Source organism: Streptomyces sp. NPDC000878, from assembly GCF_053599695.1.
Genome location: NZ_JBSFMT010000008.1, coordinates 83,239 through 104,699 on the forward strand (window position 1 = coordinate 83,239; position 21,461 = coordinate 104,699).

Below are 21,461 nucleotides of genomic sequence, written 5' to 3' on the forward strand. Positions count from 1 at the left end.
GGTTACCAGCCCGACGAGGTGTAGACGACGGCGCCCGCCGACTCCTCGCCCCAGGCCAGTTCACGGAGCAGCGCGGCCGTGCCCTCCTCGGGGTCGATGAGCCTGACCCCGCGCCGGGCGTACTCGCGCCCGAGTTCGGGGGTCACCATGCCGGTGTGGCCGCCGGTCGGCGCCCATGGCCCCCAGTGCACGGTCAGGGCCCGCTGTCCGCTCCGGGCCGCCCAGGCGGCGCCGAGGCTCTGGAGGGCGTCGTTGGCGGCGGCGTAGTCGACCTGCCCCCGGTTGCCGAGGACGGCGGAGATGCTGCCGAACAGGACGGCGAAGGAAGGGCTGTTGGGGAGTTGCTCCAGCGCGGCGAGCAGGGTTTCGGCGCCGTTGGTCTTCGTCCCGTACACGCGCTGGAAGGACTCGGTGGTCTTCTCGGCGATGAGCCGGTCCTCGATCACCCCGGCCGCGTAGACGACCCCGTCGAGGCGGCCGTGTTCGGCGTGGATCTCCTTGACGGCCTGGAGTGCCGCGTCCTGCTCCCTGAAGTCTACGGAGTGGTAGCGGGCCGGGCTGCCGAGGGCTGTGAGTTCGTCGAGGGTGGCGGTGATCTCCCGCTGGGCGAGCAGGAGTTCGGCCTCGCGGTTGATCTCGGCGGGCTTCAGTCCGCCCCGGGCGGCGAGGACCGCGCGCAGTTCGGCCTGGGTACGGGCGGCTGCCGTGGCCGCGCCCTCCGGGCCCTCCGGTGCGGGGGTCCGGCCGAGGAGTTCGATCCGGCAGCGGGAGGCGGAGGCCAGCGCGGCGGCGAACTTCGCGGTGATGCCCCGCGCCCCGCCGACGAGCAGCACCACGCTGTCGCGGTCCAGTCCGACGGCGGCGGCCTCGGCGGCACCGTCCCCGGCGGGTCCTGCACCGGTGCTACCGAGAGCGCCCAGCGGGGTCTCGACCAGCTCAAGTCCATGACGCCCGGCCGCAGTTCGCAGGACGACCGGGGTCCGGTCGGAGGCGAACAGCTCGGCGAGCAGGGCATCGGCGACGGCAGCGGCATCCGCCTCCCCCGCCCCGAGGTCGATGATCCGCGCGTCCGTCTCCGGGTACTCCCGGGCGACCGTCCGGAAGAGCCCGTGCAGCCCGGCCGACCTCAACTCGCCCTCGTCCGGGCCGCCTTCACCGGCAACCCGTATCGCGAACAGCCAGCGGGGGCCGAGCCCCAGGGCCGCCTTGAACACGGGGAACGCCTCGGGCAGTACGGGAGGCCGGGACACGGCCAGCGGATCGAGGAACAGCACCCCGTCGACCGGCCCGTCGGCCTCGGTCAGCAGATGGTCGGCGCCGAGGACCACCGCGTCGGCGCCATGCCCGACCAACCGGGCCACGACCTCACGGGCCACCGCACCCCCGTCGTCGTCACCGAGAACCGCGAACCTCTTGCCGCCCAGTACGGCGGAGAAGTCGACGTCACCGTCCTGCTGCTCCAGCAGCACAGGCCGCAACTGGAACCGCTTCGGCGCCTCACCGACGACCTCCGGGGCCACGTCGGCCACCTCCGGCCGGAGAGGCTGCGGCGGAGCCACCTGCTCCTCGGCCTCGGCGGCCGGACCGCCGAGCCGCGCCGCCAGCCATCCGGTGACCGAGGCCGCCGTACGGGCCTTGGCGAGATCCTCCAACTCGGCGTCGTCGAGCGAGGTGATGTCACCGCCGCCCCCGACCCCGAGCCGCTGGGCCAACTCACCAGCGATCTCGGCCCGCTTGATCGAGTCGATGCTGAGATCGGCCTCCAGATCGAGGTCGGGCTCGATCATGTCCACGGGGTATCCGGTGCGCTCACTGATGATCTCCAGCACCACACCCAACACATCCGCCTCCGAGAACCCCACGGCGGCAGAAGCAGGAGCGGCAGCAAGTGCGGGCGGGGCAACGGCCGTCGTGGTGAGCCGCGCCGCGAGCCACGCCGTCACCGCAGCCGCCGTACGGGCCTTGGCCAGATCCTCCAACTCGGCATCACCGAGCGAGGTGATGTCCGCGCCCGCGCCCCCGACCCCGAGCCGCTGCGCCAACTCACCAGCGATCTCAGCCCGCTTGATCGAGTCGATACTGAGATCGGCCTCCAGATCGAGATCCGGCTCGATCATGTCCACCGGATACCCGGTCCGCTCACTGATGATCTCCAGCACCACACCCAACACATCCGCCTCCGAGAACCCCACGGCGGCGGGGGCCGGAACGGGAGCGGGTACGGCGTAGAGCGCGGGCGGATACGTGGGGGCGGCGGGTATCGCCTGGGGTGCCTCGGCCGCCCACAGGGGCTCCGGAGCCGCCGGGCCGGGTATCCACTGGCCGGGTGCCGCACCGAAGTACGTGAGGAGCACGTCCCGTTGGGCGGCGACCATCTCGCGGCTGGTGCGCAGGAACTCGGAGATCAGCGCGTCCCTGCCACCGGCCCCGGGGGCACCGTCCTGGTGATTCGCGGTCACTGTCGTCGTCTCCAGTACGCGTCGGGCCGGTGCGAGGGCACCGGGGAGGAGGTCGCCGGCGGCGGTGCGGACCAGGTGGCCGTCGACCGTCCAGCCGGGCCGCTTGGGCGCCTTGGTCCGGGTCGCGTCGACGGCGTCGCGCCCGTGGAACAGCCAGCCGGTGCGCACCGGCAGCCCCGCGACGGCCAGTTGGGCCAGCGCGTCGAGCCAGCCGCGCAGTCCTCTCTCGGGACGCGGTTCGCAGGCGACCGTGCGGTGCGGGCGGTCGCCGAGGATCTGGCCGACCAGCCGGGTCAGTACGGAACCGGGCCCGGCCTCGACGAAGATCCGGGCGCCCGCCTCGTACATGGCCTCGATCTGGGCGACGAAACCGACGGGGGCGCCGATCTGGGCGGCGAGTTCGGCACGTACCGCTTCGGCGTCGGTGCCGTACGGGGTGGCCGTGCGGTTGGACCAGACCGTGAACTCGGGTGCGTGGACGGTCTGTTGGGCCAGTGCTGTCGCGAACCGTTCTCCGGCCCCGGCGACCAGCGGGCTGTGGAAGGCGCAGGCGACGGGGATGCGCTTCGCGCCGAGTCCGGCCGCGCGCAGCAGCCGTACGGCCTCGTCGACCGCCTCCGTCGGGCCCGAAATCACCGTCTGCTTGGGCGAGTTGTGGTTGGCGACGACGACAGAGGCGGGCGCGTCGGCGGTACGCAGGGACGCCGCGACCTCCTCGGCGCCCGCCGCCACCGCCGCCATGGTGCCCGGGTCGTCGCCGTTGGCCTCGTCGGCGGCCGAGAGGATCGCGGTCGCGCGCTGCGCGCTCAGGGCGAGGAGGGCCTCCGGGTCGAGGGCGCCGGCCGCGCTGAGGGCGACGAGTTCGCCGTAGCTGTGTCCGGCGGCCATGTCCGGGCGTACGCCTGCCGTGGTGAGCAGGGCGTGCGCGGCGAGGCCTGCGATGCCCAGGGCGGGCTGGGCGACCCGGGTGTCGGTGAGGGCGGTGTGCTGGCGGTCGCGGGTGGTGTCGTCGAAGGCGGTGGGCGGGTAGAGGGCGTCGGCGTGGTCGCGGCCGAGTTCCAGGTAGTACTGGAGTTCGGGCAGCGCGACGAACACGTCGGCGAGCATCCCGGTCCGCTGGCTGCCCTGCCCCGGGAAGAGGAAAGCGACCTGGCCGGAGGCCTCCTGCGAGTCCTGGGCAGCGAGGTGGATGCCCGCGCGCGGGTCGTGCTCCCCCGCCAGCGCCCGCCGCAGCTGGCCGACGAGTCCCTCCCCGTCCGTCGCCACGACCGCCACCTGTACGGGCTCGTGCCGGGCGTCGGAGCGGCGTGAGGCGGCGAGGGCGAGGTCGCGCAGGCGCCAGGAGGACTGCTCGTCCTCGGCCGCCTTCAGCACGTCCTCGATGGCGCGCCGCGCCCCCGCCGGATCGGCCGCCCGGAACGTGAACAACTCGGCCGGCCAGGCGTCCAGCGCGTGCACGGGCGGAGCGGAGTCCGCGTAGGCCTCAAGGACCACATGGAAGTTGGTGCCGCCGAAGCCGAACGCGCTGAGCCCCGCGACCCGTTCCGCCGCCGGCGCGGCCCAGGGCCGCGCCTGGCCATGGAACGCGAACGGGCTGCTGCCCTCCTCCCAGGCGGAGTTGGGCCTGCTGACGTGCAGGGTGGGCGGCTTGACCCCGGTGTGCAGGGCGAGGACGGTCTTGATGAGCCCGGCCAGGCCTGCGGCGCACTTGGTGTGCCCGATCTGCGACTTGACGGAACCGAGGGCGATTGCCCCGGACTTGGCCCCGGCCTCGGTGAACACCTCGCTCAGGATGGTGAGTTCGGTGCGGTCCCCGACCACGGTCCCGGTGCCGTGCGCCTCGACCAGTCCGACCTCGGCGGGCGACACCCCGGCGTTGCGGTACGCCCGTTGCAGCGCGGCCCGCTGGCCCTCGGGCCGGGGAGCCGTCAGCCCGAGCGACCGCCCGTCGCTGGAACTCCCCACTCCCTTGATGACGCCGTAGATCCGGTCGCCGTCGCGCTCGGCGTCGGCCAGCCGCTTCAGCACGACACACGCGACGCCCTCCCCCAGCGCGATGCCGTCCGCCGAACTGTCGAAGGCGCGCGACCGCCCGGTCGGGGACAGGGCGTGCACGGAGGAGAAGAGCACGTAGTCGTTGATGCCGTTGTGCAGATCGGCGCCGCCGCACAGCACGACGTCGCTGGTCCCGCCCACCAGTTCCTTGCAGGCCACGTCGACGGCGGCCAGGGACGAGGCGCACGCGGCGTCGACCGTGTAGTTGGCGCCGCCGAGGTCGAGCCGGTTGGCGATCCGCCCGGAGATGACGTTGGCGAGCATGCCCGGGAAGGAGTCCTCGGTGAGCTTCGGCAGCTGGTCCACCAGCCCGTCCGGCACCTTGCCGTAGTACGACGGCAGTACGGCTCGCAGCGTGCCCGCGTTGGACAGGTCGCTGCCCGCCTCCGCGCCGAAGACGACCGAGGTGCGCGAGCGGTCGAACTCCCTTCCCCGCTCGCCGTATCCGGCGTGCGCCAGGGCCCGCCGGGCGGCTTCGAGGGCCAGCAGCTGGACGGGCTCGATGCTGCCGAGCGAGGTGGGCGGAATGCCGTACGACAGCGGGTCGAAGGGGATGCGGGGCAGGAAGCCGCCCCACTTGGAGGGCGTGACGCCACCGTCCCCGTCCGCCGCCGAGTAGTGCACGGCCGGGTCCCAGCGGTCGACAGGCACCTCACCCACCGCATCATGGCCGCCGAGGACGTTGGCCCAGAAGGCGGCGAGGTCGGGGGCGTCCGGGAACATGCAGGCCATGCCGACGACGGCGACGTCGAGGGGGGCGGGGGCCTCGGCCTCTTCAGGAGGATGCACCCCGAGCCGCTCCCTCAGCTGTGCGGCCTGTCCGGTGAGGAAGTCGGCGGCGCCGTCCGCCACGGAGTGGTGCAGCGCGTCGACGGTCGTGGTCGCCGAGCGCAGCACGGCCACCTCCCCGGCCATGAACATGCCCTCGGCGTGCTGCCGTTGCTCGTCCACGGCCGCCAACTCGCCGTCGGCGTCCCGCTCGATGCCCTTGCTGGCGATGCGGAGCCGACCGACGTTGAGCCGCTCCAACTGCTCCCAGATCTGCCGCTCGGGCACCCCGTTCGCCCTCAACTCCGCCTCGAACTCACGGTAGTTGTCGCTGAACGGGCTGGGCACACACCGGGTGGCATGACCGGGCGCCGTCTCAAGGAGCGCGGTACCGGTCGCCTCGACGACCTGCTGCTGGAAGAGCGGCTGAACCGCCCCGCAGGCCACGGCCTCCTCGGTGAACAGGTAGGCGGTGCCCATCAGTACGCCGACGGCCGCACCGCGCGCGGTCAGCGGAGCGGCGAGTGCGGCGACCATCGCGGCCGACCGCTCGTCGTGGACGCCACCCGCGAAGAACACCTCGACCCGCTCGGCGGCGTCCTCCCCGGCTGTCGCCAACCAGTCCTCGATGACGGCGAGTTGGGCCTCCCAGAGCGGAAAGCTGCCGCGCGGTCCGACATGCCCGCCGCACTCGGACCCCTCGAACACGAACCGGCGGGCCCCCGCCTCCAGGAACTGCTTCAGCAGCCCCGGCGACGGCACGTGCAGGAAGGTGGCGATCCCGGCCCGCTCCAGCGCCTCGGCCTGGGCGGGCCGGCCGCCCGCGATGATGGCGTGCGTGGGCCGCAGCTCCCGTACGGCTTCGAGCTGGGCGTTGCGCATCTCCTCGGGCGCGAACCCGAGGACGCCGACACCCCAGGGCAGGTCGTCGCCGACGGCCTCCCGGGTCTCGGCCAGCATGGTCCGGGTCTGCTCACCACTGGCAAGGGCCAGCGCGACGAACGGCAGCGCGCCGCTCCCGGCGACAGCGGCGGCGAACCGCGCCTGGTCGCTGACACGGGTCATCGGCCCCTGCGCGATGGGGAGTTGGGTACCGAGCGCCCGGCTCATCGGGGAACCGGTGCGCAACGCGCGGACGGGACTGTCACCTCGTACGGCGTCGTGGACGGCGTCGGTGAGGGCGCGGACCGTGCGGCCCGCGTCGGTCCAGCGGTCGGCGAACCGGGCGGCGAGGAAGCCGTCCTGGCCGACCGGGAGGAGCTGGGTGCGCGGGTCCTGGGCGCCGAGCAGCGCCGCGACCGCCGCCGGGTCGCCGGCCGGGACGGGCGGGGCGTCGGGGCCGCGCCGGTGCAGTACGCGGTGACCGGCCACGACGACGGTCTCCGAGCCGTCCATCGAGCGCAGCGCGGCGGCCGTGGCCTCCGGCAGCGAGGACTCGGCGAGCAGGGCGAGCTGGCTGTCGAGCACGACGCCCGCCGCTCCCCCGGCCACCGCGGCAGCCGCCGTACGGGGGCCGATGCCGCCGCGGGCCCAGACGGGGAGGTCGATGCCGGGGTCGGCGAGGAGGCGTTGCAGCAGGACGAAGGTGCTCAGCTCGCCGATCCGGCCGCCGCCGTCGCTGCCCCGGGCGATCAGCCCGTGCGCCCCGGCGCGGACGGCCGCGAGGGCCTCCGCCAGGTCGGTGACCTCCACGAGGACGCGGTGGTGGGCGGCGACCTCGGCAACGCTCCAGGGCACGTCCGGGACATCGGCGGCGAGGATCACGGTGTCGGGGCCGCCGTCGCCCGCGAGTTCGGCCGGCGCGAGTCGGCAGTGGGGGCCGATCCGTACGCCGTACCGGAAGCCGGAGCCGGGGGCGGGGGCGGGGGCGGGGGCGGCGAGGCGTCGTATCCGCGCGAGGGCGTGTCTCGCTCTCCGGTCGCCGAGGCCCAGGTCAAGTACTCCCAGGGCGCCGGCCCGGCTGACGGCAGCGGCAAGCCGGGCGTCTGGTTCGCCGAAGGGGGTTACTCCGATGATCAGTTCAGAGGCGCGCACGGCAGACGTCATGATTCTCCGAAATATTCGGTGAAACTGCACGGTGGGGTTTTTGTGTGGCGCGGAAGCACTTCACTTCAGGGCACTTCACTCAGGGGGGAATCCAACGGGAAGTTAGCGCCGACATTACTCACCAGTCAACATGGCGTGGAACGATCCGTATGCGGCCGATTCCATTCGGCCAGCATCGACCGGCCACCCCAAGTCCCGAAAAACCGTCCAATTCCAATCGGTTACGACGTCACCGCAGACCCGACGTCACACCTCTTGACGTCAGGGTCCTGTCAGATACACGGTTGAATTCACTTCCGCCTCACGCTTCGGAAACACGACCAGCGGGCGAAGTAAACCTTGTAAATTCTTCATGTACTTATCCGGCATTCCACGCCTCCTTCCCGAACAAGAGGCAGGACATGACAGAACGAACCGACCTCCCCGGCGGAAACCCGGGGAGGTCGACCCGTTACGAGGGTTGAGCGGCCGTCAGGCCTTGGCCTCCGACACCTCGGACACGTCGGACACGTCGGACACCTCGGGAGCGGTGGCCTCCGGGGCCTCCTCCGGCGCCGGGGCGGCCTCCACCGGGCGGACCGGAATGAGGAAGGCGACGACCGCCGCCGCGAGGCCGACAGCGCAGCCGAGCATCATGGCGGCCCGGAAACCGGCCTCGGAGGGCAGCGCGTAGCCGCCGAAGTCGGTGGTCATCTGGGCCAGCACGACGCCGATGACGGCGGCCGAGACCGAGCTGCCGATCGAGCGCATCAGGGTGTTGAAGCTGTTGGCGGAGGCGGTCTCGGACTGCGGGACCGCGCCCATGATCAGGGCCGGCATGGCGCCGTACGCGAAGCCGACACCCGTGTTGCAGACGATGGTCACCGCGAGCAGGGCCCAGGTGGAGCCGGAGCCGACGAGCGGCAGGGAGATGCCGTACCCGAGGGCGATGAACAGGCTGCCGACCGACAGCGTGACCTTGGGGCCGGACTTGGCGGAGAGCATGGCGCCGAGCGGCGACATCAGCATCATCATCAGACCGGCCGGGGCCATCCACAGCCCCATGGCGAGCATGGACTCGCCGAGCCCGTAGCCGGTCTCCTTGGGCAGCTGCATCAGCTGCGGGATGACCAGGGACTGGGCGTACATCGCGAACCCGACGAGGACCGAGGCCGCGTTGGTCATCAGCACCTGCGGACGGGCGGTCACGCGCAGGTCGACCAGCGGCTCGGTGTTGCGCAGCTCCCACCAGCCCCAGGCCAGCAGCACGACCACGGCGACGGCGAACAGCCCGAGGGTGGTGCCGCTGCCCCAGCCCCAGTCGGCGCCCTTCGACACGGCCAGGAGGAGGCAGATCAGCGCGGTGCCGAGCCCGATCGCGCCGAGCACGTCGAAGCGCCCGGCGGCGGTGTTCTCGCGCCCGGCGGGCACGAAGACCGCGATCAGCGCGGCGACGGCGGCGGCCAGCGCGGCCACCACCCAGAACAGCACCCGCCAGCTGGCGTTCTCGGCGATCGCCGCGGAGAACGGCAGCCCGAGCGCGCCGCCGACACCCATCGAGGCGCTCATGATCGCGATGGACGAACCGAGCTTCTCCGCCGGTACGACGTCCCGCAGCAGGCTGATGCCCAGGGGTACGACGCCCATGCCCATGCCCTGGAGTCCGCGCCCGGCGATCATCGGGAGCACGGAGGAGGACAGCGCGCACACGATGGAGCCCAGGACGAGCGGCACCAGCGAGACGAGCAGCATGCGCTTCTTGCCGTACATGTCACCGAGCCGGCCGGCGACCGGGGTCACGACCGCCGCGGCGAGCAGGGTGGCGGTGATCACCCAGGAGGCGTTCGAGGCGGAGGTGTCGAGCAGGCTCGGCAGCTCCCCGATCAGCGGGACCACGAGGGTCTGCGTGATCGCGGCCACGATGCCGGCGAAGGCGAGGATGCCGACAACTCTGCCGGAGCCGGCGTCGGGCTTGGAACTGTCCACTGCGATTGCTCCTTCGTATCTTCTGGGGTCTTCCTCGGGTCTTCACGAGGGATGTGCATCATGCACGAGAAGTGCATCATACATATCACTCGTGAACGCATTAACTTGGGACAGGGCCTGCCGAGCCGAGGGCCCGTTCAGGAGCCGAAGGCCGAAGGAAGCAGCCGCATGGACGAACACGTGGACAAGCCCGTTGATCTGGTCGAGTTCGAGACGATGCTTCTCGGTCGGTATATGCATCTGCTCTCACCGAAGGCGCGGGGGGCCGTGGGACGGCTCGACCGCAGCGCGTACATCCTGCTCAGCCGCATCCAGGCGGAGGGGCCGATGTCGATCGGCCAGCTCAGCGCCGCGTTCGGGCTGGACGCGTCCACGCTCAACCGGCAGACGGCCGCGATGCTCCGGGCCGGAATCGTCGAACGCATCCCTGACCCCGAGGGCGGCATAGCGCGCAAGTTCGCGATGACGGAGGAGGGCGAGCGCCGGCTGGCCGCCGACCGCGCGGAGAACCGGAAGGGCCTGGCCAAGGTGCTGACCGACTGGACGGCCGAGGAGGTCGCGGACTTCGCGGCCCAACTCAGCCGCCTCAACCGGGATGTGGAGCGACTGGACGGCCGGCCGTGGCCGCGCGAGTAACCGACGCCGGCTGCAAGTAGTGAACGGACGTTCACGCTTGAAACGTGAATCATCCCAGGCCATTCCGGCATGAAGTGCCCCTGGCATGGGCAGAGTTGAGGTGCGCCGACCGTCCCGCGCCGCACTCCGGGAGGCAGCCTCGTCATGCGCTCCAAGCCGGACATCCCCTACTCCAACCAGGTTTTCGTCCGGCGGGTCGTCGTCACCGGCCTGGGAGCCATCACCCCGCTCGGCGTCGGAGTCCCCGACCTCTGGCGCGGCCTCCTCGAAGGCCGGTGCGGGATAAGGGAGTTGACCGGCGAGGAGTTCACCGGGCTGCCGGTCCGCGCGGCGGGGACGGTCCCCGTGGACCCGGCCGGTCTGCTCCCCCGTCCCCAGGCCCGCCGGATGAACCGGGCCGCGCAGTTCGGCGTACTGGCGGCCCGGGAGGCCTGGCGGGACGCGGGCTTCGACGGTTCGGGGACGGAGGCGAGCGGGCTGTCCCCCGACCGGGTGGGCGTGTCGGTGGGCGCGATCCTGGGCGACGCGTCGGTCCTGGTCGGCGGCGACCGCCGGCTGCGCGACAAGGGGCCCCGGGCGGTCTCCCCGCTCACCACCCCCATGACGGTGCCGTCGCAGGCGGCGTCCCAGATCTCCCTGGCCCTGCGCATCACGGGCGAGGCCCGCACGGTGACGAGCGCCTGCGCGTCGGGCACGGAGGCGATCGGCCAGGCGATCGACCGCATCCGGTACGGCCATGTCGACGTCGTCCTCGCGGGCGGCGCCGAGGCTGTCGTCACGCCGGCGATCATGGCGTCGTTCGCCGCGATGCGCGCACTGTCGACGCGCCCCGCCGGGGAGTTGCCGTCCCGCCCGTTCGCCAGGGACCGGGACGGTTTCGTCAACGGCGAGGGTGCGGGTTTCCTGGTCCTGGAGTCCGAGGAGCACGCACGGGCGAGGGGCGCCCGCGTCTACTGCGAGGCGGCCGGCTGGGGCCTGTCGGCCGACGCCCACCACATGGCGGCGCCTGACCCGTCCGGCACCGGGGTGGCCCTGGCCCTCCGCCGCGCCCTGCGGGACGCGGGCGGCGGCCCCGCCGACGTGATCCACGTCAATGCCCACGCCACGGCCACGATCGACGGCGACCTGGCGGAGGCGAACGCGCTGCGGGCGGTACTGGGCGCGGCCCCGGTCCCCGTCACGGCCCTGAAGGGGCACCTCGGGCACCTCCAGGGCGCTGCGGGCGGGGTGGAGGCGGTGGCCACGGCCCTGACCCTGCACCACGGCATGATCCCGCCCACGATCGGCTGCGCGGAGGGCGGGCAGGACGAGGGGATCGACTTGGACGTGGTGTGGGGTGTCCCACGTCCGCTGCCCGGCCATGGCGATCTGGCGCTCAGCAATTCGTTCGGGTTCGGGGGGCACAACGCGGTGCTGGCGCTGCGACGGGTGTAGCTCCGCTGGGTGTGTGGTTCCTCGGCTGCGGGCCGGTGGGGGCTGGTCGCGCAGTTCCCCGCGCCCCTATCGGGGCGCCAACGGGCCGCCGGATTCATCAGGCACCGCCTGGACCAGGGAGAAGGGGCGCTGTCACGCCGAACGTTTGCGGGTGGTCGTCTTCTTGGCGGTGGTCTTCTTCGCCGGGGTCTTCTTGGCGGTGCTGGTCGACTTGTTGGCGGTGGTGGTCTTCTTGGCGGTGGTCTTCTTCGCTGTGGAGGTCGACTTCTTCCCTGCGTCGGCCTTGGGGGCTGCCTTGGATGCCGTACGACGCCCCCGCAGGGGTTGGACCTCCCCCTCCGCCGCCTTCTCCTGCTCGCCGCGCGACTCCTTGGCCTCGCGGACGCTCTTCTCCAGGGCGGCCATCAGGTCGAGCACCTTGCCGCCGCCGGTCGGCGCCGGGGCGTGCGGAGCCTCCTCGCCGGAGGCCTTCGCGGCGATGAGTTCCTCGACGGCTTCGCGGTAGTCGTCGTGGAGGTCGGCGAGGTCGACCTCGCCGAGGGTGGCCATGAGGGCGTCGGCGAGATCGAGTTCCTGGTCCCGCACGGTGACGCTCGTGTCCGGCGCGACACCGTCCGTGGCCCGGATCTCGTCGGGCCAGAGCAGGCCGTGCATGGCGATGACGTCGTCGACGACCCGCAGCATGCCGAGCCGTTCCCGCCCCCGGAGCGCGAACTTGGCGATGGCGACCTTCTGGCTGCGCTTCAGCGCCTCGCGCAGCAGGGTGTAGGGCTTGGCGGCCGGAACGCCGTTCGCGGAGAGGTAGTAGGCGGCGTCCATCTGAAGCGGGTCGATCCGATCGGCCGGCACGAAGGCGACGATCTCGATGGTCTTGGCGGTGGGGAGGGGCAGGGACCCCAGATCCTCATCGGTGATCGGGATCATCGCCCCGTCGGCGGCCTCGTACGCCTTGCCGATCTCCGCACTCTCGACCTCACGGTCCTCCAGCTCGCAGAACTTGCGGTACCGGATGCGCCCGCCGTCCTCGACGTGGACCTGCCGGAAGGAGATCGCGTGGCTCTCGGTGGCGTTCACGAGCTTGATCGGGATGCTGACCAGCCCGAAGGAGATGGCGCCGTTCCATATGGATCGCACGAGGGAACCCTTCCTCCGACCGTCCGGGACCACTTTGCTCCCTTGCCCATTCGTCCCGCTTTCATGGGATTCTCATCGTATGACGCCGATCACGGAGGTGGAGGGGCGAAGGGTGGCCCTCTCCAATCTGGAGAAGGTGATCCACCCGGCGACCGGCTTCACCAAGGGCGAGCTGCTCCACTACTACGCGACCACGGCGGACGCCCTCCTCCCCCACCTCCACGACCGCCCGCTCTCCTTCCTCCGCTACCCGGACGGCCCCGACGGCCAGGTCTTCTTCGCCAAGAACGTCCCGCCGGGTACGCCCGACTGGGTGTCGACGGCGGAGGTCCCGCGCTCGGAGGGCCCGGCGCACATGGTCCTGATCCAGGACCTGCCATCGCTGATGTGGGCGGCGAACCTGGTGACGGAGTTCCACACCCCGCAGTGGCTGATCGACGCCCCCGGCGAGGCCGACCGCCTGGTCCTGGACCTGGACCCCGGGCACCCGGCGACGATCGTGGAGTGCTGCGAGGTCGCGCTGTGGCTGCGGGAGCGGCTGGCGGCGGACGGGGTGGAGGCGTACGCGAAGACGTCCGGCTCGAAGGGCCTGCACGTACTGGCGCCCCTGACGGAACGGACCCCTTCCAGGGAGGTCACGGCATACGCGAAGACCCTGGCGGTCGAGGCGGAACGCACCCTCCCCCACCTGGTCGTCCACCGCATGACCCGCAGCCTGCGCCCGGGAAAGGTCTTCGTCGACTACAGCCAGAACGCGGCCCGCAAGACCACGGCGACGCCGTACACCCTGAGAGCGGGCAGGGAACCGACGGTGTCGACGCCGGTGACGTGGGAGGAGGTGGCGGGGTGCACTGATCCGGCCCAACTCGTGTTCCGGGCACCCGATATCGCGGCCCGGCTCGACCTGTACGGAGAGCTGCTGGCCCCCCTGCTGTCACCATGACCCGAGACATCCCCCACTCCTCCCCGCCCCCCTCAGCGATTCAGATCCATGACCCCGACCCCGAGACCGCCATAGCCTTCCGGCGCAACCGTGGCCACCAGGGCGCCCTCCATAAGCGTGAGGTTCGGCCGCGCGACATGCACGGCGGCCGCGACGCCGAAGTCGACACCGCTACGGCACAGTTCGGCGATGGTCACGGCCATCGCACAGTCGTCGTCAACGACACGGAGCACGTCGACCAGCAACCCGACATGCTCGACGATCCCGGCACGCTCACGCTCGGCCTCCAGCATGCACAGCACAGGCACCCAGAGACGTACGTCTTCGCTCCCGGCCGCGGCGTGAACAAGACCGGAGACCTGCTTGTCGCCTCCCAAGGCCAGCAGTGTCGACGTATCGAGAACGTAGTGCTCGACCTGGCTCAACGGGAGGACTCCCCTTCCCCCGCAAGAGCAGCCCGATGAGCGGCGGATGCCTCACGCATCCTGCGCCGCATCTCGGCGGACTCCTCATCCGTCACATAGTGACCGAACCGCTCGGCGAGTAGGGCACGGGTGCGCTCGGCCCTCGCCTTGATCTGCTCGGGAGTCAGCGTCTGAGCGGCTATCTCCTGCATGAGGGCACGCAGACTGGTCCCCCTCGCCTCAGCCACGGCGGCGAGCTGATCACGGACTTCGGCAGGCACACGGATCATGACGTCAGACATGGGCGTAGTATACGCGACGTATACGAGACCGTCCGGCCTGCTGACGAGCACCCCGCGATGTCTGCTTCTTGCCCAGCGCGGTTACACCCGCCCCCAGGTCCCCCGATCCCGAGCCACCGCGTGCAGTGCCTCCACATCCGCCGGCTTGAGTACGCCCCCCAGTCGCGCCAGCCCCGACAGATCCGTGTCCTGGAGAACCCTGACCTCCCGCAGCGGAACCGTCACCGTGAGGTCGGCCGGGCCTGCCAGGGCCAGGATCGGGTGGACCTCGGCCGTCAACGCGTACGAGGCCCGGTCGGCGTCCGAGCGCACCCGGTGCAGGAGCGGGCGGGGATCCTTGCGGCCCAACGACACCATCGGGTCGGCCACATGGACCCGTTGTTTACGGGCGTACAGCGTGTGCACCGCGAACAGGCCGCCCGGGCCGATCACCAGGTGGTGGATCCGGTCGCCGCCCGGGAGCGGGAGCGAGTGCAGGGTGTGCCAGCCCGCGCCCTCCAACGCCTCCAGGGCCTCGCCCACCGCCTGTTCCGCCGTCAGAGCCCGGCGGCGAGGGTCCGGGCGGAGACGGTGGGACGGGCCCGGGTCGCGGTCCAGGGCGATCTGGAGTGCCTCGCCGGGACGGTTCGGGGCCAGGTCGTCGTCGGGGTGGAGGGAGAGGCGGGCCATTTCCGCCGGGGTCGGGACCGGGGGCGGTCCCACCGTCACCGGGCCCGTCAGGAACGGGCCCAGGGCTTCCAGTACGTCCCCTCTGAGATCCTCGCTCAGCAGGTTGACCCGGGACGACTCACGGTCGTACCAGGCGATGTTCCGTCCGTCCGTCATGCACACATACAGCCGCTCATGACCCTGACGCCAGGCCGGTACGACGCGCAGTCCGCTCATCCACCATCACCCCATTCCCCGCATGACCATGGGAACAGGCGGGGTGCTGCCGAGGCAAGAAGCCGGTTACCTTTGGGGAGAGTTGGGTGGCCGAGTGGGGCCCGAGTGGGGGAGGCGGCACAGTTGCGGACCCGCAGGAAGCAGCCCGACGTACCGGCTCCGGGTGAGCGGTGGAGCGAGATCGTGCCCGGGTTGTGGATGGGTGGGCACGAGTTCGTCAACCGCTCAGGGGAGCTTGAATTCGCCGTCGTGCATGATGAGTTCGACCTGGTCATCACCCTTCTGAAGCTACCCGGACACGGGCCCGATCCCGGTGTCGAGCATCATGTGTGGCCCGTTCCGGACGGGCCGCTCGACGGGACCCAGCTGGCCGGTGTGATCCGGCTCGCGGAGGCCGCGTGCGCCGCACTGGAGGACGGGCGCAAGGTGCTCGTGCGCTGCTACAGCGGCTACAACCGCTCGGGGCTCGTCGTCGCACACTCCCTCGTCCGGGACGGGCACGACACCGAGGAGGCGATCCGTCTCATCAGGTCCCGCCGCTCCCCCTGGGCTCTGCACAACGAACTGTTCGTGGAGTATCTGCGGACGGGCCTGTCCACGGCCCGCCTGCTGGAGGAACTGGCGGAATAGGTGGAACCGGACGAACAGGTGGAGCGGGCGGAGCAACCCGTCCGGCAAATACGTCATCCCTGCGAATAAGGTGTGGCGTACGAGGCGACCGGTCGTCCTTCGTCCACCGTCCGCCCTATCGCCGGACCCGACGCAGGAGTGAGTGCAGTTGAACCCCAGCCGCACCGCACGCGTCCCCCTCGCCCTGCCCGTCATCCTCCTCGCCCTCGCCTCCCTCACCTCCGCCTGCGGCGACGCCGGTGAGCTGCGCGGCGCCGGGCCCACCGCCATCGCCGTCAGCCCCGCCCGGCTCTGGCCCGAGTTGCCCGCCGCCTCCAGCCCCGCCTGGGACTACGGCGAGGCCGAGACCGAGACCGTCAAGGGCGTGACCGCCCCCGGCGACGACATCCACATGATCGACCCGGTGGCCGTCGTACGGGCGGAGATCGCCGCCCACCCCGACATGTACACCGCCGACAACTCCCCGTACGCCGGGACTGCCACCGGGATGGCGGCCTGCGGGCGCACGGGCGGTACCGGCAGCGGCACCGGCGCCTGTCCCGTCCTCAAGGCCTACTACCGCGACCTCACCGGCGACGGCCGCGACGACATGGCCCTCGGTTTCCGGCTGCTGCCGGGCAACGGGACGGCCGTACGCGTGTACACCTTCCAGCGGCACAGGCTCGTGCAGATCATGGCGAACGACGACGCCGTGACCGCCGTGGAGCTGGCCGGCCGGGCCGTGATCATCCGCTCGCCCTCGCAGATCCCGGGGTACGAGTACCGCACCCAGTGGACCTGGGACGCCGACCAGAAGGCGATGCTCCTCACCCGGGACGAGTTCCTCCGTACGGGCAAACCCCAGCGCACTCCCGGCCCCGTGCCCTCGTCCTCCGCGAGCACCCGATGAGGGTCGCGCTGCCCGGCTGGGCAGGCACCCTCGCCGTCAAGGCCGCGCTGTTCATCACCGTGATGTGCTGCGCCCTCGCCGCCCTGCTCGGCGTCCTCGTGCATGTCTCGGTGACCCACCAGACCGTCGACCAGGCCCGCGACCGCGCCCTGTCCCGGCTCGTCGAGGCGACGGCGGCGTACGAGGCGGGGGACGCGCTGCGGCCCCACACCGGCATCGATCCCGACGGGCTGCCCGAGTCGCTGCGGGCCCTCGCGGCGGCCGGGGAACGCGGCACGATGGTCACCGACCACGACGGGGTCCCGACGATGTGGGCGGCCGGTCCTGCCGACGGCGGGCACGCGCTCGCCGTGGCGCTCGACTACTCGCAGAGCGCCCGCACGATCGAGGGCCTCGACCGGGCCATCCTGTGGTCGTCGGGCCTCGCCATCGGCGCGACGCTGCTGGTCGGCGCGGTCGCGGTGACCCGGGTGACCCGCAGGCTGCACGCGACCGCCCAGGTGGCCCGCCGCATCAGCGCCGGCGACCTGGACGCCCGCGTCGGCGACGCCCGTACGCAGGACCCGAACCGTCCGCCGGACGAGGTCGCCGCCGTCGCCGCCGCCCTCGACACGATGGCCGCCTCGCTGCAACGCAAGCTCCTCAGCGAGCAGCGCTTCACCGCCGATGTCGCGCACGAACTGCGCACTCCGCTCACCGGACTGCACGCGGCGGCCGAACTGCTGCCGCCCGGACGGCCGACCGAACTGGTCAGGGACCGGGTCGCCGCGCTGCGCACGCTCACCGAGGACCTGCTCGAAATCTCCCGCCTTGACACGGGCAAGGAGCAGGAGCGCCTGGAGCTGGACACCGAACCGCTCGGCGCCCTCGCCGAACGGGTCGTCAGGGTCGTCCGGGCCTCGGGGACCTCCGGTACCGCCGGAGCCGACACGGAGATCGTCGTCGTCCGTGACGCCCGCGTCGACACCGACCGACGCCGGCTCGAGCGAGTGCTCGGGAACCTGGTCGCCAACGCCCACCGGCACGGCCGTACGCCCGTGACGCTGACCGTCGACGGTCCGGTCGTGACCGTGCGGGACCACGGGGACGGCTATCCGGAGTACCTGGTGGAGCACGGGCCGCAGCGGTTCCGTACGGAGGGCGGGGCGACCGGGCACGGGCTCGGCCTGACGATCGCGTTGGGCCAGGCGGAGGTGCTGGGCGCCCGGCTGACCTTCGCCAACGTGCCGGAGGGGGAGGGCGGGGGCGCGCTGGCGACGCTCACGCTGGCCGAATCACGGGGGCTTGCCACCAACGGCCCAGCGTGACGGGCGTCTTACACGAGCCGCTCCTAGCGTGGCGGGTAGTCAGCTCTGCCCCCGGCAAAGGAGCCAACATGACATCGCGGACCACCCTCACCCGCCTCGGCATAACCGCTGCCGCCACCGCGCTCTCCGTCTGCGCCGTCACCCCGGCACTCGCGAGCCCCGCCGACGACGACTGGGGCACCAGCTGGAACCAGCAGCAACAGCAGACTCAGCAGCCGCAACAGCAGAACCCGCAGCAACAGCAGCAGAGCAATCAGAGCCAGAACCAGAACCCCACCCCGAACCCGAACAGCAACACCGGCACCGGCACCTGGAACCAGGGGAACAGCAACCAGCAGAGCAGCAGCCAGCAGAGCGGCAACGGCGACTGGGGCCAGCACAACAGTGGCAACTCCAGCACCAGCAGCTCCGGGCCCTACCAGGGGGTCGTCACCGCCAACGGCGGACTGCGGCTGCGCAGCGCGCCGAACCGTGGCAGCGCGATCATCCGGGTCGTCCCGCAGGGCGCGATCGTCAACATCTACTGCAAGGTCGGCGGCGAGAACGTCGACGGCAACTCGCTCTGGTACCTCCTCACGGACGGCACCTGGGCCTGGGGCGCCGCCCGCTACATCGACAACATCGGCGCCGCGCCGCGCTTCTGCTGACCCGGCACATATAGACCACATCACACAACATTCCGTGAACTTTGGGTAAGTTCCGGACATGACGAAGCCCGGAACCACCGTGGCGGCGGAGTACGAGGAATCCCCGGAGCCCTGGCTCTCGGAGCCCGCCGATCCCTCCGCTCCCGCCCCGCGCGTCCCCCGGCGCCGTGGCATCGAGCTGGTCCTGATCGTCGTAGCCGTCCTCCTCTCCGTGTACGGCTACTGCGACGTCGGCCTCGCGAAGAACGGCACCCTCCCGCCCGGCGCCGTCGGCTACGGCGCCGGGCTCGGTGTGCTCGCGCTCCTCGCCCATCTCGCGGTACGCCGGTGCGCCCCCTGCGCCGACCCGCTCCTGCTCCCCATCGGCGTGCTGCTCAACGGCCTCGGCCTGGTCCTGATCTACCGGCTGGACCTGGAGACACCGGGACACCGGGCCGCGCCCACCCAACTCGTCTGGTCCACGGTCGGCGTGGCCCTGTTCATCGTGGTCGTCGTCCTGCTGCGCGACCACAGGGTCCTCCAGCGCTACGCGTACGTGTGCGTAGCCGCCGCACTGATCCTCCTCACCCTCCCGATCTTCTTCCCCTCCGTGAACGGGGCCCGGATCTGGATCCGGATCGCCGGATTCTCCATCCAGCCGGGCGAGTTCGCGAAGGTGCTGCTCGCGGTCTTCTTCGCCGCGTACCTCGCCGCCAACCGCAAGGCGCTCGCGTACACCGGCCGCCGGATCTGGCGGTTCAACCGGCTCCAACTGCCCACCGGGCGGGTCCTCGGCCCGATCGTCGCGATCTGGCTGATCAGCGTCGGCGTACTGATCCTGGAGCGCGACCTCGGCACCTCGCTCCTCTTCTTCGGCCTCTTCGTGGTCATGCTGTACGTCGCCACGGGCCGCACCGGCTGGATCGCGGTCGGGCTGACGCTGGCCGCGCTGGGCGCCTTCGCCGTCGGCACCCTCGAACCGCACGTCCACAGCCGGGTCGAGGACTGGCTGCACCCGTTCGCGACGATCGAGGCCGGCCAGGGCCCCAACCAGCTCTCCCAGTCGCTGTTCGCGTTCGCGGAGGGCGGCATTCTCGGCACCGGCCTCGGTCTCGGCCACTCGATCCTGATCGGCTTCGCGGCCAAGTCGGACTTCATCCTGGCGACGGCGGGCGAGGAACTGGGCCTGGCCGGCCTCTCCGCGATCGTCATCCTGTACGCCCTCCTGGTGGAGCGCGGCTACCGGGCCGGCCTCTCCCTCCGCGACCCCTTCGGCCGACTGCTCGCCGTCGGCCTCTCCTCGATCGTGGCGCTCCAGGTGTTCGTCATCGCGGGCGGCGTCTCCGGCCTCATCCCGCTCACCGGCATGGCGATGCCGTTCCTGGCGCAAGGGGGGTCGTCCGTGGTCACCAACTGGACCATCGTGGCGCTGCTGATCCGGATCAGCGACTCGGCCCGACGGCGGTACGACGGTCCCGGCAACGGGCGTCCCACGCCATGAAGAGAAACGCGCGCCCGATGACGCGCTGCATCAAGCACGCGGCCCTCTTCTGCGCCCTGCTGCTCCTGGCCCTCCTCGTCAACATCACCCGCGTCCAGGTCGTCCAGGCGGAGCGGTACGACGACAACCCGGCCAACCGCCGCCAGGTGATCGCCCGTTACGGCCAGCCGCGCGGCGCCATCCTGGTCGGCGAGCGGCCGGTCACCGGGTCCACGGACACCGGGGAGCAGCTCCGCTACGAACGGACGTACAGGGACGGCCCGTTGTACGCCCCGATCACCGGCTTCGCCTCCCAGGTGTACGGCACGACGTTCCTGGAGCACGCGGAGGACGGCATCCTGTCGGGCACAGACCCGATGCTCTCCCCGTTCCCTCTGTGGAACGACGTGACGCGCGCCCAGAACCCCGGCGGCAAGGTGGTGACCACCATCAACGCGCTTGCCCAACAAGCCGCTTACAACGGTCTCGGCGGACGCAAGGGCGCGGTGGCGGCGCTGGAACCCTCCACGGGCCGCATCCTGGCCCTGGTCTCCACGCCCTCCTACGACCCCACCGCGCTCTCCGGCAACGGGCGTTCCGTGGAACGGAGTTGGCGGCACCTCAACGACGACCCGGACAAGCCGATGCTCAACCGGGCGGTACGGCAGACATATCCGCCGGGTTCGACGTTCAAGGTGGTAACGGCGGCTGCGGCTCTGGAAGCAGGCGTGATCACCGACCTGGACGAGCGGACCCACTCCCCCGACCCGTACCGCCTCCCCGGCACCTCCACGAGGCTGACGAACGAGGGCGACGGCTGCGCGGACGTCTCGCTGCGGGAGGCGTTCACCTGGTCCTGCAACACCGTCTTCGCCAAGCTGGGCGTGGACGTGGGCGTCGCCGACCTGGCGGCCACGGCGGACGGCTTCGGCTTCAACGACGCGGGTCTGCGCATCCCGTTCTCGGTCGCGCCGAGCACCTTCGACACCCACGTGGACGAGGCGCAGTTGGCGCTGTCCGCGATCGGCCAGTACAACACGCGGGCGACGCCGTTGCAGATGGCGATGGTCGCGGCGGCGGTGGCCAACGGCGGCCAGGTGCCTTCCCCTTACCTGGTGGAGCGCACAACAACAGCACACGGCACGACAGTTGCCACATCAGGCGTACGCCAGCAGCGCCGGGCGATGCATCCGTCGACCGCCGTACGGATGCGGGAGCTGATGCGGGACGTGGTGGAGCGGGGCACCGGCAGGAACGCGGCGATCCCCGGCGCGGTGGTCGGCGGCAAGACCGGCACCGCCCAGCACGGCATCGGCAACTCCGGTACGCCGTACGCCTGGTTCGTCTCCTGGGCCCAGGGCGAACGGGACGTCGAGCCGTCGGTCGCCGTCGCAGTGGTCGTCGAGGACGCCTCAACCGACCGCACGGACATCAGCGGGGGTGGGGTGGCGGCGCCGATCGCCCGGTCGGTGATGCAGGCGGTGCTCGACAGCTGAGA

15 protein-coding genes are annotated in these 21,461 nt (G+C 71.5%); 9 read left to right on the plus strand and 6 right to left on the minus strand.

Going from position 1 to position 21,461, the window contains the following annotated elements:
- Positions 1-2 precede the first annotated feature (2 nt).
- Positions 3-7,328 (minus strand): SDR family NAD(P)-dependent oxidoreductase, encoded by a 7,326-nt coding sequence (locus tag ACWDR4_RS10195; protein ID WP_450406372.1) that lies wholly within the window; start codon positions 7,326-7,328, stop codon positions 3-5.
- Positions 7,329-7,799: 471 nt separating this feature from the next.
- On the minus strand, positions 7,800-9,293 hold the full coding sequence (locus tag ACWDR4_RS10200) for an MFS transporter (RefSeq protein ID WP_450406375.1): 1,494 nt from the start codon (positions 9,291-9,293) through the stop codon (positions 7,800-7,802).
- Positions 9,294-9,473: 180 nt separating this feature from the next.
- Between ACWDR4_RS10200 and ACWDR4_RS10205 the strand changes: the two genes are divergently transcribed.
- Both ACWDR4_RS10205 and ACWDR4_RS10210 read left to right on the plus strand, forming a co-directional pair.
- The gene (locus tag ACWDR4_RS10205) at positions 9,474-9,929 is read left to right on the plus strand and encodes a MarR family winged helix-turn-helix transcriptional regulator (RefSeq protein WP_450406645.1); all 456 of its coding nucleotides are present in this window, start codon (positions 9,474-9,476) and stop codon (positions 9,927-9,929) included.
- A gap of 144 nt (positions 9,930-10,073) precedes the next feature.
- Positions 10,074-11,363 carry a beta-ketoacyl-[acyl-carrier-protein] synthase family protein gene (locus ACWDR4_RS10210; protein ID WP_450406378.1) on the plus strand — a complete coding sequence of 430 codons (1,290 nt, stop codon included), beginning with the start codon at positions 10,074-10,076 and terminating at the stop codon, positions 11,361-11,363.
- A 132-nt stretch (positions 11,364-11,495) separates the two neighbouring features.
- On the opposite strand, the gene ku is transcribed toward ACWDR4_RS10210, so the two are convergent.
- Positions 11,496-12,497: a non-homologous end joining protein Ku gene (ku, locus tag ACWDR4_RS10215; RefSeq protein WP_450406381.1), complete on the minus strand. Its 1,002-nt coding sequence runs from the start codon at positions 12,495-12,497 to the stop codon at positions 11,496-11,498.
- Positions 12,498-12,576: 79 nt separating this feature from the next.
- On the opposite strand from ku, the gene ligD reads away from it, so the two are divergent.
- A complete protein-coding gene (gene ligD, locus ACWDR4_RS10220; RefSeq protein WP_450406384.1) occupies positions 12,577-13,440 on the plus strand; it encodes a non-homologous end-joining DNA ligase in 864 nt (287 codons plus the stop codon).
- A 32-nt stretch (positions 13,441-13,472) separates the two neighbouring features.
- Here ligD and ACWDR4_RS10225 read toward each other — a convergent pair whose 3' ends face one another.
- The 3 genes from ACWDR4_RS10225 to ACWDR4_RS10235 all read right to left on the minus strand — a co-directional run bounded on the left by ACWDR4_RS10225 (position 13,473) and on the right by ACWDR4_RS10235 (position 15,031).
- Complete coding sequence (locus tag ACWDR4_RS10225; protein ID WP_450406386.1) at positions 13,473-13,865, minus strand: hypothetical protein; 393 nt, start codon at positions 13,863-13,865, stop codon at positions 13,473-13,475.
- Positions 13,862-14,146, minus strand: a complete 285-nt coding sequence (locus ACWDR4_RS10230) for an Arc family DNA-binding protein (protein WP_450406389.1) — start codon at positions 14,144-14,146, stop codon at positions 13,862-13,864. Before ACWDR4_RS10230 ends, ACWDR4_RS10225 begins: the two co-directional genes overlap by 4 nt.
- 81 nt (positions 14,147-14,227) lie before the next feature.
- Complete coding sequence (locus tag ACWDR4_RS10235) at positions 14,228-15,031, minus strand: nuclease-related domain-containing protein (RefSeq protein ID WP_450406392.1); 804 nt, start codon at positions 15,029-15,031, stop codon at positions 14,228-14,230.
- A 123-nt stretch (positions 15,032-15,154) separates the two neighbouring features.
- Here ACWDR4_RS10235 and ACWDR4_RS10240 point away from each other — a divergent pair, with 123 nt between their 5' ends.
- The 6 genes from ACWDR4_RS10240 to ACWDR4_RS10265 all read left to right on the plus strand — a co-directional run bounded on the left by ACWDR4_RS10240 (position 15,155) and on the right by ACWDR4_RS10265 (position 21,459).
- Positions 15,155-15,661, plus strand: coding sequence for a protein-tyrosine phosphatase family protein (locus ACWDR4_RS10240; RefSeq protein WP_450406394.1), 507 nt, complete (start codon positions 15,155-15,157; stop codon positions 15,659-15,661).
- 148 nt (positions 15,662-15,809) lie between these two features.
- On the plus strand, positions 15,810-16,550 hold the full coding sequence (locus ACWDR4_RS10245; protein ID WP_450406397.1) for a hypothetical protein: 741 nt from the start codon (positions 15,810-15,812) through the stop codon (positions 16,548-16,550).
- Positions 16,547-17,857 carry an ATP-binding protein gene (locus ACWDR4_RS10250; protein ID WP_450406400.1) on the plus strand — a complete coding sequence of 437 codons (1,311 nt, stop codon included), beginning with the start codon at positions 16,547-16,549 and terminating at the stop codon, positions 17,855-17,857. Before ACWDR4_RS10245 ends, ACWDR4_RS10250 begins: the two co-directional genes overlap by 4 nt.
- A 68-nt stretch (positions 17,858-17,925) precedes the next feature.
- Positions 17,926-18,504, plus strand: a complete 579-nt coding sequence (locus ACWDR4_RS10255) for an SH3 domain-containing protein (protein WP_450406403.1) — start codon at positions 17,926-17,928, stop codon at positions 18,502-18,504.
- Between the two features lie 58 nt (positions 18,505-18,562).
- Complete coding sequence (locus tag ACWDR4_RS10260) at positions 18,563-19,984, plus strand: FtsW/RodA/SpoVE family cell cycle protein (RefSeq protein WP_450406406.1); 1,422 nt, start codon at positions 18,563-18,565, stop codon at positions 19,982-19,984.
- A gap of 17 nt (positions 19,985-20,001) precedes the next feature.
- The gene (locus tag ACWDR4_RS10265; protein ID WP_450406409.1) at positions 20,002-21,459 is read left to right on the plus strand and encodes a penicillin-binding transpeptidase domain-containing protein; all 1,458 of its coding nucleotides are present in this window, start codon (positions 20,002-20,004) and stop codon (positions 21,457-21,459) included.
- Positions 21,460-21,461: the final 2 nt, after the last annotated feature.